The organism is Halomonas sp. AOP30-A1-24 (genome assembly GCF_052378165.1).
Classification (GTDB): Bacteria; Pseudomonadota; Gammaproteobacteria; order Pseudomonadales; family Halomonadaceae; genus Vreelandella; species Vreelandella citrativorans.
Genome location: NZ_JBQSXL010000003.1, coordinates 144,070 through 162,302 on the forward strand (window position 1 = coordinate 144,070; position 18,233 = coordinate 162,302).

General features: G+C 53.9%; 17 protein-coding genes. 9 read left to right on the forward strand and 8 right to left on the reverse strand.

Features of this window, described 5'->3' with window-relative positions:
• Positions 1 to 18: 18 nt before the first annotated feature.
• The 3 genes from ACT3TJ_RS02890 to ACT3TJ_RS02900 form a co-directional block, all read right to left on the reverse strand.
• On the reverse strand, positions 19 to 1,362 hold the full coding sequence (locus ACT3TJ_RS02890; protein WP_444621492.1) for an MFS transporter: 1,344 nt from the start codon (positions 1,360 to 1,362) through the stop codon (positions 19 to 21).
• Positions 1,363 to 1,515: 153 nt separating this feature from the next.
• Entirely contained in the window at positions 1,516 to 1,680 is a 165-nt protein-coding gene (locus ACT3TJ_RS02895; protein WP_172117332.1) for a hypothetical protein, read from the reverse strand.
• Between the two features lie 43 nt (positions 1,681 to 1,723).
• On the reverse strand, positions 1,724 to 3,349 hold the full coding sequence (locus ACT3TJ_RS02900; RefSeq protein WP_172117372.1) for a BCCT family transporter: 1,626 nt from the start codon (positions 3,347 to 3,349) through the stop codon (positions 1,724 to 1,726).
• A gap of 430 nt (positions 3,350 to 3,779) precedes the next feature.
• On the opposite strand from ACT3TJ_RS02900, the gene ACT3TJ_RS02905 reads away from it, so the two are divergent.
• Positions 3,780 to 4,151 carry a hypothetical protein gene (locus ACT3TJ_RS02905; protein WP_172117370.1) on the forward strand — a complete coding sequence of 124 codons (372 nt, stop codon included), beginning with the start codon at positions 3,780 to 3,782 and terminating at the stop codon, positions 4,149 to 4,151.
• Between the two features lie 146 nt (positions 4,152 to 4,297).
• Here ACT3TJ_RS02905 and glnE read toward each other — a convergent pair whose 3' ends face one another.
• The 4 genes from glnE to trmB all read right to left on the reverse strand — a co-directional run bounded on the left by glnE (position 4,298) and on the right by trmB (position 9,939).
• Positions 4,298 to 7,252 (reverse strand): bifunctional [glutamate--ammonia ligase]-adenylyl-L-tyrosine phosphorylase/[glutamate--ammonia-ligase] adenylyltransferase, encoded by a 2,955-nt coding sequence (glnE, locus tag ACT3TJ_RS02910; RefSeq protein WP_444621491.1) that lies wholly within the window; start codon positions 7,250 to 7,252, stop codon positions 4,298 to 4,300.
• A 28-nt stretch (positions 7,253 to 7,280) separates the two neighbouring features.
• Complete coding sequence (locus ACT3TJ_RS02915; RefSeq protein WP_172117368.1) at positions 7,281 to 7,652, reverse strand: diacylglycerol kinase; 372 nt, start codon at positions 7,650 to 7,652, stop codon at positions 7,281 to 7,283.
• Between the two features lie 31 nt (positions 7,653 to 7,683).
• Positions 7,684 to 9,111 carry a D-alanyl-D-alanine carboxypeptidase/D-alanyl-D-alanine endopeptidase gene (gene dacB, locus ACT3TJ_RS02920; protein ID WP_444621537.1) on the reverse strand — a complete coding sequence of 476 codons (1,428 nt, stop codon included), beginning with the start codon at positions 9,109 to 9,111 and terminating at the stop codon, positions 7,684 to 7,686.
• A gap of 162 nt (positions 9,112 to 9,273) precedes the next feature.
• On the reverse strand, positions 9,274 to 9,939 hold the full coding sequence (trmB, locus tag ACT3TJ_RS02925; protein WP_172117367.1) for a tRNA (guanine(46)-N(7))-methyltransferase TrmB: 666 nt from the start codon (positions 9,937 to 9,939) through the stop codon (positions 9,274 to 9,276).
• A gap of 210 nt (positions 9,940 to 10,149) precedes the next feature.
• Here trmB and ACT3TJ_RS02930 point away from each other — a divergent pair, with 210 nt between their 5' ends.
• From ACT3TJ_RS02930 to ACT3TJ_RS02965, 8 genes are all read left to right on the forward strand, one after another.
• Positions 10,150 to 12,033 carry a beta-ketoacyl synthase gene (locus ACT3TJ_RS02930; protein WP_444621536.1) on the forward strand — a complete coding sequence of 628 codons (1,884 nt, stop codon included), beginning with the start codon at positions 10,150 to 10,152 and terminating at the stop codon, positions 12,031 to 12,033.
• A complete protein-coding gene (gene coaD, locus ACT3TJ_RS02935) occupies positions 12,030 to 12,524 on the forward strand; it encodes a pantetheine-phosphate adenylyltransferase (RefSeq protein WP_444621490.1) in 495 nt (164 codons plus the stop codon). Before ACT3TJ_RS02930 ends, coaD begins: the two co-directional genes overlap by 4 nt.
• A gap of 80 nt (positions 12,525 to 12,604) precedes the next feature.
• Positions 12,605 to 12,853 (forward strand): YfhL family 4Fe-4S dicluster ferredoxin, encoded by a 249-nt coding sequence (locus tag ACT3TJ_RS02940; RefSeq protein WP_087105869.1) that lies wholly within the window; start codon positions 12,605 to 12,607, stop codon positions 12,851 to 12,853.
• Between the two features lie 12 nt (positions 12,854 to 12,865).
• Positions 12,866 to 14,155 carry an MATE family efflux transporter gene (locus tag ACT3TJ_RS02945; protein ID WP_444621489.1) on the forward strand — a complete coding sequence of 430 codons (1,290 nt, stop codon included), beginning with the start codon at positions 12,866 to 12,868 and terminating at the stop codon, positions 14,153 to 14,155.
• Between the two features lie 130 nt (positions 14,156 to 14,285).
• Positions 14,286 to 15,596, forward strand: a complete 1,311-nt coding sequence (locus ACT3TJ_RS02950; protein ID WP_172117364.1) for a short-chain fatty acid transporter — start codon at positions 14,286 to 14,288, stop codon at positions 15,594 to 15,596.
• Between the two features lie 51 nt (positions 15,597 to 15,647).
• Entirely contained in the window at positions 15,648 to 16,163 is a 516-nt protein-coding gene (locus tag ACT3TJ_RS02955; protein ID WP_193053314.1) for an acyl-CoA thioesterase, read from the forward strand.
• Positions 16,164 to 16,280: 117 nt separating this feature from the next.
• Positions 16,281 to 17,285, forward strand: coding sequence for an ion transporter (locus ACT3TJ_RS02960; RefSeq protein ID WP_444621488.1), 1,005 nt, complete (start codon positions 16,281 to 16,283; stop codon positions 17,283 to 17,285).
• Positions 17,278 to 17,883 carry a LysE family translocator gene (locus ACT3TJ_RS02965; protein WP_444621487.1) on the forward strand — a complete coding sequence of 202 codons (606 nt, stop codon included), beginning with the start codon at positions 17,278 to 17,280 and terminating at the stop codon, positions 17,881 to 17,883. Before ACT3TJ_RS02960 ends, ACT3TJ_RS02965 begins: the two co-directional genes overlap by 8 nt.
• On the opposite strand, the gene ACT3TJ_RS02970 is transcribed toward ACT3TJ_RS02965, so the two are convergent.
• The gene (locus ACT3TJ_RS02970; RefSeq protein WP_444621486.1) at positions 17,880 to 18,197 is read right to left on the reverse strand and encodes an I78 family peptidase inhibitor; all 318 of its coding nucleotides are present in this window, start codon (positions 18,195 to 18,197) and stop codon (positions 17,880 to 17,882) included. The two genes, ACT3TJ_RS02965 and ACT3TJ_RS02970, sit on opposite strands and share 4 nt — an antisense overlap.
• Positions 18,198 to 18,233: the final 36 nt, after the last annotated feature.

Here is an 18,233-nt window from a genome sequence, read left to right on the forward strand (position 1 = left end):
CTCCCCGTTTGCGGTATATTAAGCGCTCTGCCACGCGATGGCGGCATCACGCCCTCGTCGCTCATTAACGTTTGCACAAATCAGCATTGCGATAACAAACAGGCCTGCACATAAAAGGATAGACGCTTGTAGGCCAATCATCGCTTGCAGTACACCCAGCATCACGATGCCTAGCACGCCTGCCAATTTATTCGCCAGACCCCAAAAGCCAAAAAACTCAGCCGATTTTTCAAGCGGTGAAAACACCCCCACCAAGGCGCGGCTTGCCGACTGACTAGACCCTAAACTGAGCCCCGCCAGGCAACCAACCGCTAGAAAGACATGCTGTGCCTGCCACTGCCAACCAAAACGCACATTGGCCCAAGCGGTTATTTCGGGCGTTGCCCAAATGGCAATAATCGCAACCACCCACAGGCCAAGCGTTATTTGATAGGTGTGTTTCGCGCCTAACCGATCCTGAAGCCAGCCAAACCCGAGCGCTCCGGCCGCCGCGGTTATCTGAACGATAATAAACATGATATTACGTACACTTTCATCCCAGCCAATCACTTGGGCGCCATAGATAAACGCAAACGCAATAATGATGTAGACCCCCGCCATGGAAAACAGCAGCGAGACCAGGAACACGCTCAAGTCTTTGAAATAGCGCAACTCATGCAGGGTTGAACGTACGCGCTGTTGAGCAATGTCCCAATACGCCACCCCAGAAGGTTTGGGCGTGCCGCGCTCTTTAAGCCACAGGAAGGTGGGAATAGCGGTAATCAAGAAAAAACCGGCCGCGAAGGGCCCCACCCAGCGGATACGCTCATAGTTTTCAACGGTTGCCTCCCCCAGTACGACGAGGGTAAAGCCCGCCGCAAACAGCCCGCCAATATACCCAAGCGACCAGCCAAACCCGGAAATCTTGCCAAGCTTTTCAGGCGGCCCAAGCTCCGGTAGAAAGGCCGCAATAAAGGATTCCCCCATGGAGTAGGCGTAATTGGACAGCACAATCAGGACAAGCCCCAGCACGACATAGCCGGGAGATACAAAGTAAAGCATCGCGGTGGTGACGACCGTGGCCAGATAGCTAAAAAACAGAAAGCGTTTTTTCTCGGCCCGATAATCCATAATCGCACCGCAAAGTGGGGCCGTTACGACCACCATTAAATAGCTGACCGCTAGCGCCAAGCTCCATAGAAAGTTGGCCAACCGAAAACCATCGCCTCGATCCCCTACAATCACGGTGGTAAACAACTCACCAAACACCACCGTAATGATCAGCAAGGTGTACGCCTGATTAGCGAAATCAAACATGGCCCAGCCGAATATTTCGCGGCGTGAAGCGTAGGAAGAAGCAGCCTTGGCAGCATTTAGCAACATCGGGAGTCTCTCTTTAGGGGCAGTGGCAAGCCTGCACATTAGCGCCTGTAAAGTATGACAAAACGCTTAAAGCTTACTGTATAAGAAAACGCCCGGCTTATCGCCGGGCGCTTTGACTGCATTTCAACCAGGACTGCGTTACACCAGGTTGGCCTACAAAAGCCAATGTGCCAGGACAGCCGACAGGCCAATCACCAGTGCCGTTACAACGGCGACCGTAACGACGCGGTCCAACCAGCGGTCCAGCCAACGCTCAAGCGCCTGCCCCTTGGGTTGGCGTCGTGTTGCACCGTGGCGTCCTCGCCGAGCCATCAGCATCCTCGCTCCATGTGTTTGCTCCTGAAGACCTGATTAAGTTCACCTAGCTATTAATACGCCGATTGATAACATTAGGTGCACGGCGTAAGCGCTCCTCTTCGCCCATCTGCTCAGCTTCAAAGGCATCGGCGCCAACAGGCGTTTCACCGTGGCGACGATAAAGCTGGGTCAACATAGCCTTACGGTCTGCGCGTAGCTCACGTACCAGCACAATGACCATCATATACAGAATAAAGGTAAACGGTAGTGCCGACAGCACCGCTGCTGACTGAAGCCCGGAAAGGCCTCCCGCCACAATCAACGTTAAACAAATTGCCGCAATCAGCACACCCCAGATGATACGTTTATAAAGCGGGGGATTAATAGAGCCGTTGTCGGTCATCTGCGCCACGATATAAGAAGCAGAGTCAGCCGATGTTACCAAAAAGATAAAGATGAGCATCATGGCAACAACAGAAAGTACGTTAGAGAACGGCATCAACTCGAACATTTTAAACAGCGCCACGGTGATATTTTCCTGAGTGGCAGCCGCTAAGCCTACATTTGTGCCGTTAAGCTCCATGTTTAGCGCTGCTCCCCCAAATACGCCAATCCAGAGACAAGCCAACAGCGGCGGAACCAGCAATACACCAAACACATACTCTTTAATTGTACGGCCACGGGACACGCGCGCAATAAACGTACCTACAAACGGTGACCATGCAATGACCCAGGCCCAATAGAAAATCGTCCAGCTACTGGCCCACTCATTATCACTATACGGGGAGATACGTAGACTCATCCCAATAAAGTTCTGAAGGTAGTCACCAATGCCTAGCGTAATCGTTTCAAGGATCGCAATGGTCGGGCCGGTCACCAATACGTACACCATTAGCCCGATGCACAGCACCATGTTCAGGTTTGAAAGGCGCTTAATACCTTTATCAAGCCCTGACCATGTTGACGCCATATAGGCGCAGAACATCACCAGCAAAATAATAAACTGCCAAAATCCATTTTCCGGCAAGCCAAAAACAGCGTTCAAGCCGCCGTTCATCTGTAATACCCCAAGCCCTAGCGAGGTTGCCACCCCCATTACGGTTGCGACAACCGCAAATACATCCAACCACGAGGCATAAGGACGAAGCCGCGGCCTTTTAGCGGTAACGGACGAAAGCACCGATGAAACAAGCCCCGCTTGGCCTTTGCGAAACTGGAAATAGGCAATGATCAGGCCCACCACCGAAAAGGCCGCCCATTGGTGAACGCCCCAGTTGAAGTAACTGTATTGAATAGCGTAGCGGGCAGCGGCTTCCGTTTCGGCCGGCACATCGCCATAGGGCGGCTCAATATAGTGCGTCATGGGTTCGGCCATACCATAAAACACGAGCCCTACACCAAACCCGGCTGCCAGCAGCATGCTAATCCATGAGAAAAAAGTGTAGTTGGGCGTACTGTCCTGAGGCCCCAAACGCACCTTGCCATATTTGCTAAAGGCGAGTGAAAACAGGAACACAACGAACCCAAATACAGAAAATAGATAAAACCAACCAAAAAGCCGTGTTACCGATGCGAGAGCCGACTCGGCTGCACTTCCGAACCCTTCGGGAAAGGCTGCGCCCACTACGACCAGGCTGAAAATGATGACAGCCGATGCAATAAACACCGACTTTCCTCCATGATTTGCCATACAACCACCTTGTTAGATAAGTAATTGAATGAAAGAAACTATACATAGACGCTGTAACCCTAGCGGGTTAACGATGTTTATGTACAGTCTTCGTTTATTCATGAAGGGCATGCGTATTTAACGCCGTTATCTAAATGGGCAAACAATTGTTTTCCGTCACCTTCTTTAGCGCGCTCACTGCACCAAGATAAAACAACAAATGTCCCCTTTTTAACCAAGCCGCATCATTTTGGTGCTAGCGATCCTATCCAGCAGGGTCTTCTATCGCGTGTTAATGGATACTGGTTGCCAACGGTATTTTGTTGCGTATCGGCAATGATGTGATTATTGGCGGCGCCATTACTCTTAATGTAGCAAGATATAGGCCAGCCTTCAGTGAACTTGGCTAACAAACTATGTTCCAATAAGGCACACGACGATGGAGGCTTTTATGCCACAGATGAATCGCGATCAACGTAACGCCGCTTGGCAAGCTGCTCAACAATGGCGTACACGCGCAGCGCAGTCGCAGCCCGGCGGGCTAATGGGCAGCTTAAAATTGCTGCTAACGTGGCTGGCGTTTGGCGTGCTAATGGTGGTTGGCGTCATATTAGGCCTGTTCTTTCTTTTAATTGGCTGGGCCATGATGCCTTTTGTGCGCCATAAAATGAAAAAGCGAATGGAGCAGATGCGCGCTGAGCAAGCTCAGGATATTGGCGGCGGCTACGCAGAGCCTCATACGCGGTCACATCAGCAGGATGTTCTGGAAGGAAGTTACGAGGTAAAAACACACGAAGATAACAAGGCAACGCCGCGTGATTAACGGCGCTAATCATCGGCATGAGGCTTCCCAAAGCAATAAGGAAGCCTTTATGACGGCTCCTCTGTTCTGAATAGCGGCGTTTGACTGAAAGACGCAAAGCTAATTCTCCAGAACAAACTACTCGAGCCCAACTTTCAAGCCCTGGTTTAGGGCTCTAAAAAGCGTTGCCAAAGGGCTTCGACGGCAGCGCGATGCTCCTTAAAGTCATCGACCTCACCAATGAGTTTCTCGCCAGTCAGTGCTGCGCGGTGTGTTCTACTGCGGTAGGCCAGATAAGCTTCTTTTAACTGCTCAGCCTCCTCTGAAGGTAAGTGCCCACTCTCGGCAAGCATCTCTAAAATACGCATATTATCGCTGTAGGTAGCCAGCGAGGGTGTTTGGTTAGCCAGCGCTAACACCGCGTACTGACAGAGAAATTCAATGTCCACCATGCCACCAGCATCGTGCTTTAAATTAAAGCTCGGTTCCTGGGTTTTACTGCCCAAGTGGTCACGCATTTTGTGGCGCATGTTGACTACATCATCACGCAGGGCGTGTTTATCACGCTGCCTGCCCAGAATGTCTCCACGAATCTGGTTAAACCGTTCGGCAAGCGCACTGCTTCCGGCGACGACCCGTGCACGCACTAGCGCCTGATGCTCCCAGGTCCAGGCATTTTGCTGTTGATAGTCGGCAAAGGCATCAAGCGAGGTCACCAATAGCCCCGCATTACCTGAGGGGCGCAAGCGCATATCGACGTCGTACAAGCTGCCCGCGGGCGTCACCGCGGTTAGCAGGTGGATAATGCGTTGGCCCAAACGGGTAAAAAACAGCGGCGTATCAATGGGTCGAGGACCGTCGGTAGCCCCTTTACCGTCGCTATCATGCAGAAAAACCAGGTCAAGATCAGAGCCATAACCCAGCTCGATACCGCCCAACTTTCCATAGCCAATAATCAGAAAAGCCGGTTCATGGTCGTTAAGCCCCTTGGGCACTCCGTGCTTACGGGTCACATGTTTCCAGGCCATCGCCAAAACGGCGTCCAGAATCACTTCAGCGATATAGGTTAAGTAATCACTTACTTTCATCAAATGCCGTGTACCAGCGATATCAGAGGCGGCAACATGAAGCATTTTGGCATGTTTAAATACCCGCAATGCTTCAAGCTGGGCTTCTTCATCATCTTCAGGCAGCCGGTTTAACGTTTGACGCAATTCATCGGCCAAGCGTGCTTTATCCGCTGGGGTGTAGAGAGTTTCTGGCGTTAACAGCTCATCCAACAGAATCGGATAACGAGAAAGGCGCTCGGCAATCCATGGGCTGGCAACGCATAAGCGCATGAGATGCTCAAGCGCCTGAGGATTTTCACGCAGCAGCGCTAAATAGGCGGTTCGCCTTAGTACCGCCTCAATCAAAGGCTGCACGCGGGCAAGCGCGATATCCGGTGTCTCATTTTCAGCCACGGCGGCCAGCAGTAGTGGCATTAGCGCATCAAGACGCTCAAAGCCGATTCGCTGCATACTTTGCACCTGGCGCGATTGATAGAAACTCTGCAGACGCTTCAATACCTGATCGGGCTCGGCAAATCCTGCACTGTGTAAGTAAGCGGTTGCTTCGTCCGCTTCCAGCTCGTTGCGCCAGATCAACCGCCACTGCGCAGGCGCCAAGCGGCTTGCGTCGCTGGTTTCTTCCGCATCCTCCTCGGGGTCAGCAATCACGGCATCAAAATGACGCCGAACACGCTCTCTAACATCATCAAGCGCCGCCATCAGTAGTGCCCAGTCTTGATAGCCCATGGCAAAAGCAACCCGGGCCTGGTCGGTCTCATCCGTCGGCAGCATTTGCGTCTGGCGGTCTTCAAGCGCTTGGATGACATGTTCCAGGTCACGCAGAAATGCGTAATCAGGCATTAGTTCATCGACCACCGCTTGGGGCAGTAGCCCCAGCTCGGGCAAGCGATTCAAGGCCGTTTTCAACGACGTTACCTGCAGCTCCGTATCCCGCCCGCCACGAATCAGTTGGAACGCCTGCACCACAAATTCCACTTCGCGAATGCCACCAGGGCCGAGCTTGATATTGCTCTGCATCCCTTTGCGCTTTACTTCACGGTTAATCATGGCTTTTAGCTCGCGCAGCGACTCAATAGCGCCAAAGTCCAGATAACGGCGATATACAAACGGGCGCAGGCCAGCCAATAGCTCAACCCCCGCCTCTATATCTCCCGCCACCGGGCGCGCCTTGAGCAGGGCGTAACGCTCCCACTCGCGTCCCTGGTCCTGATAGTAGCTTGAGAGCATGGCAAAACTGCCTACCAGCGGTCCGCCATCGCCTAACGGCCGCAAGCGCATATCCACCCGAAAGACAAAGCCATCTGCGGTCATGGCATCCAGCGCGGCAATCAGCTTTTGGCCCAGCTTGGTAAAGTATTCTTGATGCTCCAGCGGCTTGCGCCCGCCCTGCGTCTCGCCTTTTTCAGGGAAGGCAAAAATCAGGTCGATATCAGAGGAGAGATTCAGTTCGCCCGCGCCCAGCTTCCCCATTCCAAGAACGACCAAGCGCTGGGCAGCGCCATCGGCACGGGGCGCTGGCATACCCCAACGAGGCGCATAAAAACCTTCAAGCCAACGTAAAGCGGCTTCAAGACACAACTCAGCCAGTTGAGAAACCGCGTGAGCGGTATCCCACATGGTATAACCATCAGGCCGATTTAGATCCCGCCAGATGATGCCCACCATTCGTGCACGCCGAAAACGCCGCAACACACGCTGCATGGTCGCTTCATCTTCTGCGCGTTCCAGTGCGTCGTGCAGCCACTGTTGTTGATCATGGCGGGCCGGTGCCATATCCAATTCGCCGTTGGCTTCAAGCGCTGTAAGCCAGCCCGGGTAGCGGGTGAACGTATCCAGCACAAAGGTGGATACGCTTAGCACCTTGGCCAGCGCCTCGCGACGTGGTTGAGTAAGCGCTTGCCAACCTTCCGAGGGCAGCGGTTGCTGGGTCAATGAGGCAGTATTATCCGCTTGACCAAGCGCATCGTTCAGTCGCTGGCCCACCTTCTGGCCCTCTTGCTGAAGCACCTCAGGCAGCGCGTTTAAAGATATAAACGAATTATCCTGTTGCATAGCTACCTCACCGCCAAGCGCTTACACGCTAGCCAAAGATTTTTTGCCAACCCAAGAGCCCCCAGGTAAGCCCGGCCATTATTAACGACAGCATGACGGCGGCGGACCCAATATCCTTGGCCCGCCCGGAAAGTTCGTGATGCTCTGTACCAATGCGGTCGACCACGTTTTCAATCGCACTGTTTAACAGCTCAACAATGAGCACGAAAAACAAGCTGCCCACCAGCAGTAACCAGCTTAGCGAGTCATTACTGATCCACCAGGCAAAAGGCAACAACACGGCGGTAATACACACTTCCTGGCGAAAGGCCGTTTCGTTACGAAAGGCAGCCTTTAATCCTTTCCAGGAGTAGCGTGTTGAGTACACCAAATGGGTTAGACCGGTATGCTCTGGTTTCATGCAAGTCGTCTCACTTTAAGCGTCGAGGAAATTAATTAGCCAGAATCATTGCGTCCAAATCGAGCGACAACGGATCAAGCACCTCAGACCAGCTTATATAAGGAGTGTTACCACTTCCGTTCACCAATACACTAAAAACACCCCAACGCCCGGAGGCCGTACGAAAGTAACCTGCTACAGCGCGTACGGCAAAAGGCTGATTCAGCGTACCTGTTTTGAGCATGACGTTATCTTGAAACGTGGATGAGCCGCGTCGAATAAATCGCATGACGCCGTTGGCAGGCGACTGAAAGGCGGCCACGAAGCTTGGAAACAGCGAACTCTTCAGATACATGTCCTCCAGCATTACATTAACGCCATGAGCCGAGGTACGGTTTTCTGTCGTCAGTCCACTACCGCTATATAAGGTGACAGGACCGTGGCCTGATAAGCTCTCGGCATAAACTTCCAGCGCTGAACCCGCCTGACGCAGCTGGGCTTGCGGCGTTTCCACCAGGTTTAAGGCCAGCACATCAGCCATATAGTTATTGGAGTAGTTCATGGTGCGCAGCAGGAGCTCTTGTAGCGGCTGGCTATCCACCGCCGCCAAGCGCTTCGCACTGGCAAGAGGCTGAGTGGAAGTGACACGCCATGGGTCCCTGACAGCAATGCCCGCCTGGTTTAGCATGCCAAGCAGTATCTGCGCGGTCTCTTCAGCGGCGTCGCCGGCTCCTCGATAAATATCCCGAGCCATGGCGTTGGTCGAAATTTGCCCACTCAGGCGCATTACATCGCCACGCTCATCGGTTACGCGCTCGGCGCTAATTTCGGTTCCGCTATTGGCCGGACGTGTGATGACCTGGTTATCGATATCAATTAATGGTAACTGGCTATCGCAAAGCGTGGTACGAGCGGGCTCACCCGCCACTTGAGAAGGGGCTACGTTGACACACCAGCTGCCGAAATTAACCCCCGCGGAGGTAAGCGGCGCGCTATAAGCATTGGTCACACGGGTGCGGGCGTTGCAGCGGTCGCTGGTAATACAGTCGACAGGGCCAAAACGCCACTGGCTTACGACGAGCGCACCATCCACTTCATCAACACCGGCCATTTGTAAGCGCTGCACCAGGCGCCACAGATTTTCTGTCGTAAGCCCTGGGTCGCCGCCGCCTTCAAACACCAGGTCCCCACGCAAAATGCCGTTATCGATAGCGCCACTGCTTACCAGCTGGCTGGTAAAGCGATGCTGAGGGCCAAAGCGATTTAATAGGGCGGCCGCCATATAGGCTTTGGTAACAGAGGCGGGCGCCATCTGGCTCGCCGGGTTAATGCTTCCCAGCAACTCAGGCGCATCAGTATCAAGCAGGCGCGCCTCCGCGCTTATCGCAAACCCCTTATCCTGCAACTGCCCCAAACGGCTAAAATCGGCAAATAGCGCAGGGCTCACCAGTAGTGAAGCGGCGGCTACCCCGGCGGTCATCGTCACACGCCACTTGCGCACCGTTGCTTTAAAGAAGTACGTCACTGTTATCGGCCTCAATGTCTATTCATTTTGAAAACACGTGCATCACCACCACACCTACCACTATCAGGGCGATATCCATCCGCGCGGACAGGCCAGGTTTTTCGCCTAACACAAACGTTATAAGCGCTCGAGTTGAACCTGTAAGCGCCAAAGCGTTTGGCCGCTTTTATCGTATTTAGCTTCAAAGGGGGTTAAGTACTCACTATCGGGCGTCCATACGCCGATGTCTGCTTGCCTTCCCGTTACTTGCGCGACTGCCAAGGCAAACTCCTCAATATAAAGCGGCCAGTTGGAGCGCACCTCAAGCTGGCCACCAAGTGCCAACAGTGTGGGTAAAACCGGGTGCCCATGCCAGCGCATCTTTAAATGAGCGGCCTTGGGGTACGGATTGGGGTATAACAAATAGTGGCGTTCAGGTTGCCACCGCGCCTGATCCGCCAGGCGCCAAAAGTCAACCAGGTCCGCCCGGACCAGCAACGCATTATCCGGTAGCGCGCCATGATCACGCCCTAGCCTATCTTCACTGCGATCGACCCCGATCACGGCATGGTCAGGGAACTGTGCAGCCAATTGGCGGGTCGAAATTCCAACACCGCACCCGGCATCGATGATCAGCGGCGCATGACGCGCTTGATACCAGCGGTTAGCCTGCTCAAATGCTTCCTGAGTATGAGCCGCAATGGGTTTACGTAGTGGCGTTGCCAACGCTCGATCGATCCGGCGCGCTAGATCATGGTGAGGGCCTGGCTGATTGGATATAACGGGGCGAGAAGTGTTCTGCATGCCATCCCTCAGACTTAAAAAGAGGTGATTCTATCAGTCTCCTGCGCTTGCAGCATGACGTCATAAGGTGCCCGGTGCTATGATCACGCCCGAGATATTTATTAAGCTCAATGGCCGCGTACTTTTTACCCTGCCATTGACGATAACTGTTATTAAAAACCACCGCACCACGAGGAACCCGGCTTGTCACACTTACCGGTGATTGTCGGCATGGGCGGCATCAATCCCGCCGGCAGGACCTCAGGCCATCAGGCCTTCCGTCGTACCGTGCTTGATGCCCTTCCCGCTGACCAGCAGCGCCAGACCCTGGAGGGCCTGGCGGCCCTTATGCAGCTTGTCGAGCACTCCGAAAAAGGGTGGCACGATCGCGCAGGCCAGCCCGTAAACTCGCCTGCTCAGTCGTTACGTGATCAGGTGCTTAACCACACATTGGTTCGCCGCAACGAGGACCCCAGGTTCCTGGAGCCGGGGCTGCCTGCCAATCGTCAGGCCAGCCTTCAGTTGAGCGAGCCGCTGCGCTTTACGCTGCGCCGCCGCCAGCTTCCGGAAAATTTACCGGAAAACTGGCAGGTCCGCGAACTGGGCGCCCGTGAGGTAGAGGTCACCGTACCGGCAGGCGTTTTTGAGACGCTGCTGCCCGACGCTCAGCGCCCCAAGGTATGTGCAGCCGCGCAGCTTCCTCACGGTTTTGAACCGGCAAGCCTGTACCGCAGCGTGCATCACCCTCGCGGACTCTCGATGGCGATTTTTGGCGCCAGCGACTGCCTGGGTGCCAGCGGTTTATCCTGGGAGACGCTGCGCCAAACGCTTAATCCTGACCACATCGCTGTTTATGCAGGCAACTCCATTGGTCAGTTGGATGATGCTGGCTGGGGCGGTTTGATGAAGAGTTTGGTGAGCGGTCAACGCGCCACCTCAAAACAGATGCCGTTAGGGTACGGGCAAATGCCCGCCGACTTTTTAAATGCCTATGTGCTGGGTAGCGTTGGCAGTACCGGGGCGGTATTAGGCGCCTGCGCCAGTTTTCTCTATAACTTGCGCTTGGGTACTGAAGATATTCGTTCGGGGCGACGCAGAGTGGTCATGGTAGGCACCGCTGATGCGCCGATCACCCCGGAAATTATTGAAGGCTTTCGCGCGATGGGCGCCCTGGCAGACGACGCTAGCTTAAAAGCGCTGGATGCCCTGGAGCTATTAACAGATGCGGATTACCAGCGCGCCAGCCGACCGTTTGCGCTTAACTGTGGTTTTACCATGGCAGAAGCCAGCCAGTTTATCCTGCTAATGGATGACTCGCTGGCGCTTGAACTGGGCGCAGACATTCTGGGCTCGGTACCGGATGTCTTTGTTAACGCTGACGGCTTTAAACGCTCGATTTCCGCGCCGGGTATTGGCAATTACATTACCCTGGGCAAGGCCGCATCGCTGGTGCGCGACCTGTTAGGCGAAAAAGCACTAAGAGAGCGCAGTTTTCTGCATGCTCACGGCACCAGCACGCCGAAAAATCGCACGACTGAGTCCCATGTGCTGGATGAAATTGCCCGTGCGAATGGCATTACCGACTGGCCAGTCGTCGCCATCAAGTCATTTATTGGCCACTCCCAAGGCTCGGCAGCGGGCGACCAGCTCGTAAGCGCGCTCGGCAGTTTTGCCCATGACATATTGCCCGGCATCCCCACGCTTAATGAAGTGGCTGACGATGTCTACGCCGACCGGCTGCATTTTTTCCAAACCCCTATCGCCTTTAAAGCAGATGCTGCCTTTATTAATGCCAAGGGCTTTGGCGGCAATAACGCCACCGGCGTGGTGCTTTCACCCGATGTTACCGAACGCCTGTTGCTCCAGCGCCATGGCGCCGATGCCATCAATGCTTGGAAAACGCGTCGTGAAACCGTACGCGCCCAAGCAGATGCCTATCTGGCTCAAGCGGATAGAGGCCACTATGCGCCGCGCTATCAGTTTGGCGAAGAGGTGCTGGAAGGGCCGGAGCTGGATATTCACGCTGACCGCATTCATATTCCAGGCTATGCCCAGGCGGTATCGCTTACCAGTGATAACCCCTTTGGTAGCATCAACGAGGAGCCCTCGGAATGAACATGCCACGCGTCAATATTGCCGTGTACCCTGGCACTTTTGATCCGATCACCAACGGTCACATGGACCTTATAGCGCGTGGCGCGAGGATGTTCGAGAAGGTCATCATTGCCGTAGCAGCCAGCCCCGGCAAGCGGCCAAGCCTTGATTTAGAAGCCCGCATGTCCTTGGCTAAAGACGTTTGTGCGGCGCTTTCCAACGTTGAAGTAGTGGGTTTTTCCAATCTGCTGACGACCTTTATGCACGAGCAAGGCGCCACCATCATTCTACGTGGCCTGCGTGGCGCATCCGATTTTGAGTACGAACTTCAGCTTGCCAACATGAATCGCGCTCAAAACCCGGAGCTGGAAAGCGTTTTTCTAACGCCTGGCGTAGAAAACTCGTATATTTCCTCCACGATTGTGCGTGAAATTGCCAAATTGGGCGGCGATATTTCACCACTGGTACCTTCCCAGGTCGCAGAAGCCTTGCGTAAGCACTACACTACGTAACCACTAACATTGTTGAGTAAAACACTCGGGTATTTCTTGCCGTTATTCCCGGGTGTGCCAGCCATTTGCGAGGTATGCCCATGGCACTGATGATCACCGATGAATGCATTAATTGCGACGTCTGCGAGCCCGAATGTCCGAACGATGCTATCTCGCCCGGCGAAGAGATTTACATCATCAATCCAAACCTGTGCACCGAGTGCGTTGGCCATTTCGATGAGCCACAGTGCCAGCAGGTTTGCCCGGTAGACTGTATTCCGCTTGACCCGGCACGCAAGGAAACGCAGCAGCAGCTGTTAGAGAAGTACCGCATTATTACCGCTGCCTAAGCGACGATTCGCGTGCGTATATGGGCCATCGCATGGCCAATTATCCTTTCCAATATTACCGTCCCACTGCTGGGCCTGGTCGATACCGCGGTGGTTGGGCACCTGCCCGATTCACGCTATCTGGCGGCGGTGACGCTGGGCGCCACTCTTTTCAGCTTTCTTTACTGGGGCTTTGGTTTCTTGCGCATGGGCACCACCGGGCTGGTCGCTCAGGCTATCGGCCGTGAAAGTGATAGCGATGTGCGCCTGTTACTGGGCCAATCGCTGATCATTGCTGGGGCGATTGGTGCGCTGCTGATTCTTTTCTCGTCACCGCTTATTTCCTTAGGGCTTTGGTTGCTGGACGGTAGCGAGGTAGCTACGCCGCTGGCCCGTGAATATGCCGAAATACGCCTATGGTCGGCGCCTGCCGTGTTGGCCAACTATGCAATATTGGGATGGTTTTTAGGCCAACAAAACTCTCGCGTTACGCTGATGATTTTGTTGCTGACCAACAGCGTCAATATCGTTCTCGACCTGTGGTTTGTGGTGGGCCTGGGCATGACCAGCAATGGTGTTGCCTGGGCAAGCGTTATTGCCGACTACAGTGCACTAGGGTTTGGCGGCTATTTGGTGACGCGCCAACTTAAAACGCTTTCTGGGCATTTATCGCGTGTACGCCTGCTGGCACTGTCGGCCTATACGGCCCTTTTCAATATCAACGCCAACCTGTTTGTACGCACGCTTGGCTTGCTGTTCGTCATGGCCTTCTTTACGGCTCAAGGGGCGCGCCAAGGCGATACGGTGCTGGCCGCCAATGCAGTGCTGCTGCAATTTATTATGCTCACCAGCTACGCCCTGGATGGCTTTGCCCACGCGGCAGAATCGCTGGTGGGTCGCGCCTTTGGTCGCCGTGACTGGCAGGAGCTTTCACTCATTGTTCGCAGGGCAGCCCAATTCTCCTTTTGGACAGCGGCCGGTGCCTCACTGGGGTTTGCCCTTGGCGGCAATCAGTTGGTGGCACTTTTAACCGGGCTTGACGAAGTACGCACTGCCGCCGCGTTATACCTTCCGTGGATGGTGGTGATGCCGCTGATTGCCGTTTGGAGCTATCTTCTGGATGGCGTGTTTATTGGTGCTACCGCCGTGCGTGAAATGCGCAATAGTATCTTTATCGCCATGCTGGTTTACCTGCCGGCCTGGTGGCTGACCCAAGGTCTTGGCAATCATGGCTTATGGTTCGCTTTTACCCTGTTTATTACGGTGCGTTCAGGTGTATTGATTGGTTACTATCGACGCTACCGTCACTCGCGTTGGCAATAAGCGTTTAAACCCGTCCTCCCGTTATTGGCTAGCTGCGCTATCGTTCTAAAGTACGTCTTTAAATGTGAAAGCCATGGCGCATCACCGTATATTAGCCATGTACTTCCTATAACAAACAAGAGAGCCCGCCATGCTAAAAATGATATCGAAACCAGCGGTTAAGCTGGTTGAGCGTTATCTACCCGACCCGTATATTTTTGTTTTGCTACTGACGATCGTGGCGGCCGCTGCCGCCATTGCCGTGGAGCGCCAAACGCCCCTTGCGGTGATGCGCATGTGGGGAGACGGCTTTTGGGGCTTGTTAACCTTCTCGATGCAAATGCTGCTGGTCCTGGTAACCGGCTTTATGCTGGCAAGCTCACCACCCGTGAAGCGTATCCTGCAAAAGCTTGCCGGAACGGCAAAAAGTGCCGGTGGCGCGATTATCCTGGTGACGCTGGTCTCGCTTGTGGCCAGCTGGATTAACTGGGGATTTGGCCTGGTGGTGGGGGCACTGTTTGCCAAGGAGTTAGCTCGGTTGGTACGCGTGGATTACCGCTTGCTCGTGGCGAGTGCCTACTCGGGCTTCATCGTGTGGCACGGTGGCCTTGCGGGTTCCGTGCCGCTGACTATCGCCACCGAAGGACACTTCACTGCCGATGCGATTGGCGTGATTGGCACCGGCTCAACGATCTTCGCCTTTTTTAACCTGGCGATTGTTGTGTGTCTGTTTATCGCGGTACCACTGGTTAATCGGTTAATGCTGCCCGACGAAAAAGACAGTGTGTATGTCGATAGCAAGCTGCTTGAAGATGCCCCCGCGCCGAAGGAGCGTATTACCCGCCCGGCGGAAAAACTCGAAAATAGCCTGGTACTTTCGCTACTGGTGGGCGTGCCAGGGCTTTTGTATCTGCTTGATCACTTTATTCTTCGGGGCGGCGGTTTAAACCTGAATATCGTGAACTTTCTGTTTCTGTTTTTAGCTATCGTACTTCATCGCACGCCACGCAGTTTGCTTATTAGCCTTAACGAAGCCATTAAGGGTGGCGCTGGCATCGTTATTCAGTTTCCGTTTTATGCCGGCATTATGGCCATTATGGTGCAGTCAGGCTTGGCCCAAAGCATGTCGGAGTGGCTAATCTCGTTTGCGACAGCAACCTCGCTGCCCTTTTGGTCGTTTATTAGCGCCGGCATTGTTAACCTGTTTGTGCCTTCCGGCGGCGGCCAGTGGGCAGTGCAAGCGCCCGTGATGCTGCCAGCGGCCCAGGCGCTGGGTGCCGATATCTCACGGGTGGCCATGGCCGTTGCCTGGGGCGATGCCTGGACTAACTTGCTGCAACCTTTCTGGGCGCTGCCGGTGCTTGCCATCGCTGGCCTAAAAGCCAAAGATATTATGGGCTTCTGCCTGATTCAGCTGTTTGTCACCGGGGTGATTATTTCCATAGGCTTGGTCTGGTTCTAAGCTTTTATCTGCCCGCCCCACAGGGCGGGCAGCGTTAACCAAGGACACGTTATGTCAGATGCCGCACACACGGCCTTACCAGGACAGCATGAGCTGTCAATGACCGTACTAATGACGCCCGATATGGCGAACTTCAGCGGTAAAGTACACGGGGGCGCTATTCTTAAAAAACTGGATGAAGTCGCTTACGCTTGTGCCAGCCGCTATTCGGGCCACTATGTCGTCACCCTTTCCGTCGACCAGGTGCTATTTAAACAGCCCATTCACGTGGGCGAACTCGTCACTTTTCTGGCCTGCGTTAACCATGTTGGTCGCTCCTCAATGGAGATCGGCATTAAGGTGGTCGCCGAAGATATCCGTAATAAGCTCATCCGCCATACCAACAGTTGCTACCTCACCATGGTCGCGGTGGACCCTGACGGAAAACCCGCCAGCGTTCCCCCTTTGACGCTTACCACCCCTATTCAACAGCTCCGTTTTGAAAAAGCAGCACTGCGAAAAAAGCATCGTAAACAGACAGAGCAGGAAGAAAAACTTACCCAGCAGCACTATCAGGCGCAGGCTTAACTGCCAGGCGCAGGCTTAATAGGCTAGCCCGGATATTACGAGGCGTCGCAGGCAGCGGCCGAATCAGGTGGGCTAAGCGCTTGATGCTGCTTTAATACCCATTCACAAGGAGGTTACATGCCCACCAGACGGCGCTACCCACAATTGCCCAAGCCCGTTGAGTACGCTCATATTGGCTGGGATTTACTGATTCTCATCGCGGTGGTGCTTAATTTAGGGCTTTTGCTGTTTGATTCACTGTTTTTAATCGAGCCTGTTAACCAGGCCATTGCAGGCCTGGCACCCACCTTTTATACATTTTACGACACCCAAGTCCATAGCCGCTTTTTTACGATTGATCTGTTCTTTGTCGCTTTTTTTGTTGCCGATGTTCTGCTGGGCTGGACCGTCGCCGTGGCCGAAAGGCGCTATCATCGCTGGTTTTTCTACCCCTTTGTGCACTGGTATGACGTTCTGGGCTGTATTCCATTAAGCGGTTTTCGCCTACTCAGAATACTGCGTGTGGTGTCATTACTTCATCGCTTACATCGTCTGCGGCTTATTAATATTACTCACTGGTCGATATATCAATTTTTCTTTAAATATTACGATATCCTGCTTGAAGAACTTTCTGATCGTATCGCGCTACGGCTTTTGGGCAATGTACAGCAGCAAATTCTGGCCAGCGACTCGCTAACTGAGCGGGTGGTCGACCGAGTCATCATGCCGCGCAAAAAGCAGTTGATTAGTGAAATTGTGCAGCGTCTGGAAAGTACCGTGGGCGAGGCGTACCAACAAAATCGCACGCACGCGATGCAAGCCATTGATGAACTTGTAAGCCGCACGCTACGTGAAAGGCCTGAGATTCAGCGCTTGCACCGCCTGCCGATGGGCCAAACCGCCACGAATGCCATGCAGGCGTCTATTAGCGGCGTTGCCCAACGGTTAGTGGATGAGCTTGCGCTGGGCATCCACTCTCCCGAGTTTAGGCAAGTGGTTGAACGCACCGCAGAGAGCGGCTTTAACAGCTGGCTGACCGTCGATGAAGGCAGCCAACGAATCACAGAATTGGTGCTTTACGATATGCTTGAAATGCTTAAAGAGCAGGTAAATCGCCAGCGTTGGAAGGATCGTTATGAATAGTCAGTGGGTTATTCTTGGGCCAGCCGCCCTTTACATGATGTCGATGACCCTAACGCCCGGCCCTAATAACATTATGTTAACCGCGTCAGGCGCCAACTTTGGCTTTAAACGCACGCTGCCACATATGGTGGGTATTGTCGGCGGCTGCTTTTTGCTGTTTTTCAGTATTGCTTTGGGGTTAGGCGTGCTGTTTGAGCGCTATCCTTCCCTACAATTAGCCCTGCGCTGGTTAGGCAGTGCTTACTTGCTCTACCTCGCATGGAAAATTGCCAGCGCGCCACCGCCTGATTTAAAGAGCAAGGCACACAGCGTACCCCTTACCTTCTGGCAGGCCGCCGCGTTTCAATTCGCCAATCCCAAGGCGTGGGTCATGGGGCTTGCGTTAATCGCGGGGTTTATTCCTGATCAGGGTTCAACCGTTGCAAACGCGTTAATCCTGGTGGGTTTTGTAGAGCTGGTTGCCTTCCCCTGTTTAGCGCTATGGGCGGGGTTTGGCATGGCGATCGGTCATTGGATTAAAAGCGACGGTGCCTGGCGAATATTTAACGTCACCATGGGAGTGCTCACCGCCGCTTGTGTAGTGCTGATATTGCGCTAACCGCAGCGTAAAGCTTCGACCATTTCATTACTATCAACATGGATATTCAAGCGGTCCGGTCGGTGGTCCATAGTGGCCACATCGCCTGGACGTAGCACGCGCACCTGGCGCGACTGACTTTCGCTTTGCAACTGCGCAACGTTCGCTTCATCGAAGGCCTCGCCTATGGCGTAGCGAATTGAGGCGGTATCGCAGCTGTCCATGGGTATCGGTTGGCCATTTTGATCACCCGAACCCGACGTTCTAGCCGCATCAGAACCGGCAGCGCATGCAGAAAGCAGAATAATGCCGCCGCTGGCGGCTAATAATTTCACGTACTGAAACCCATAAGTGAATCGCCACGTATTCAT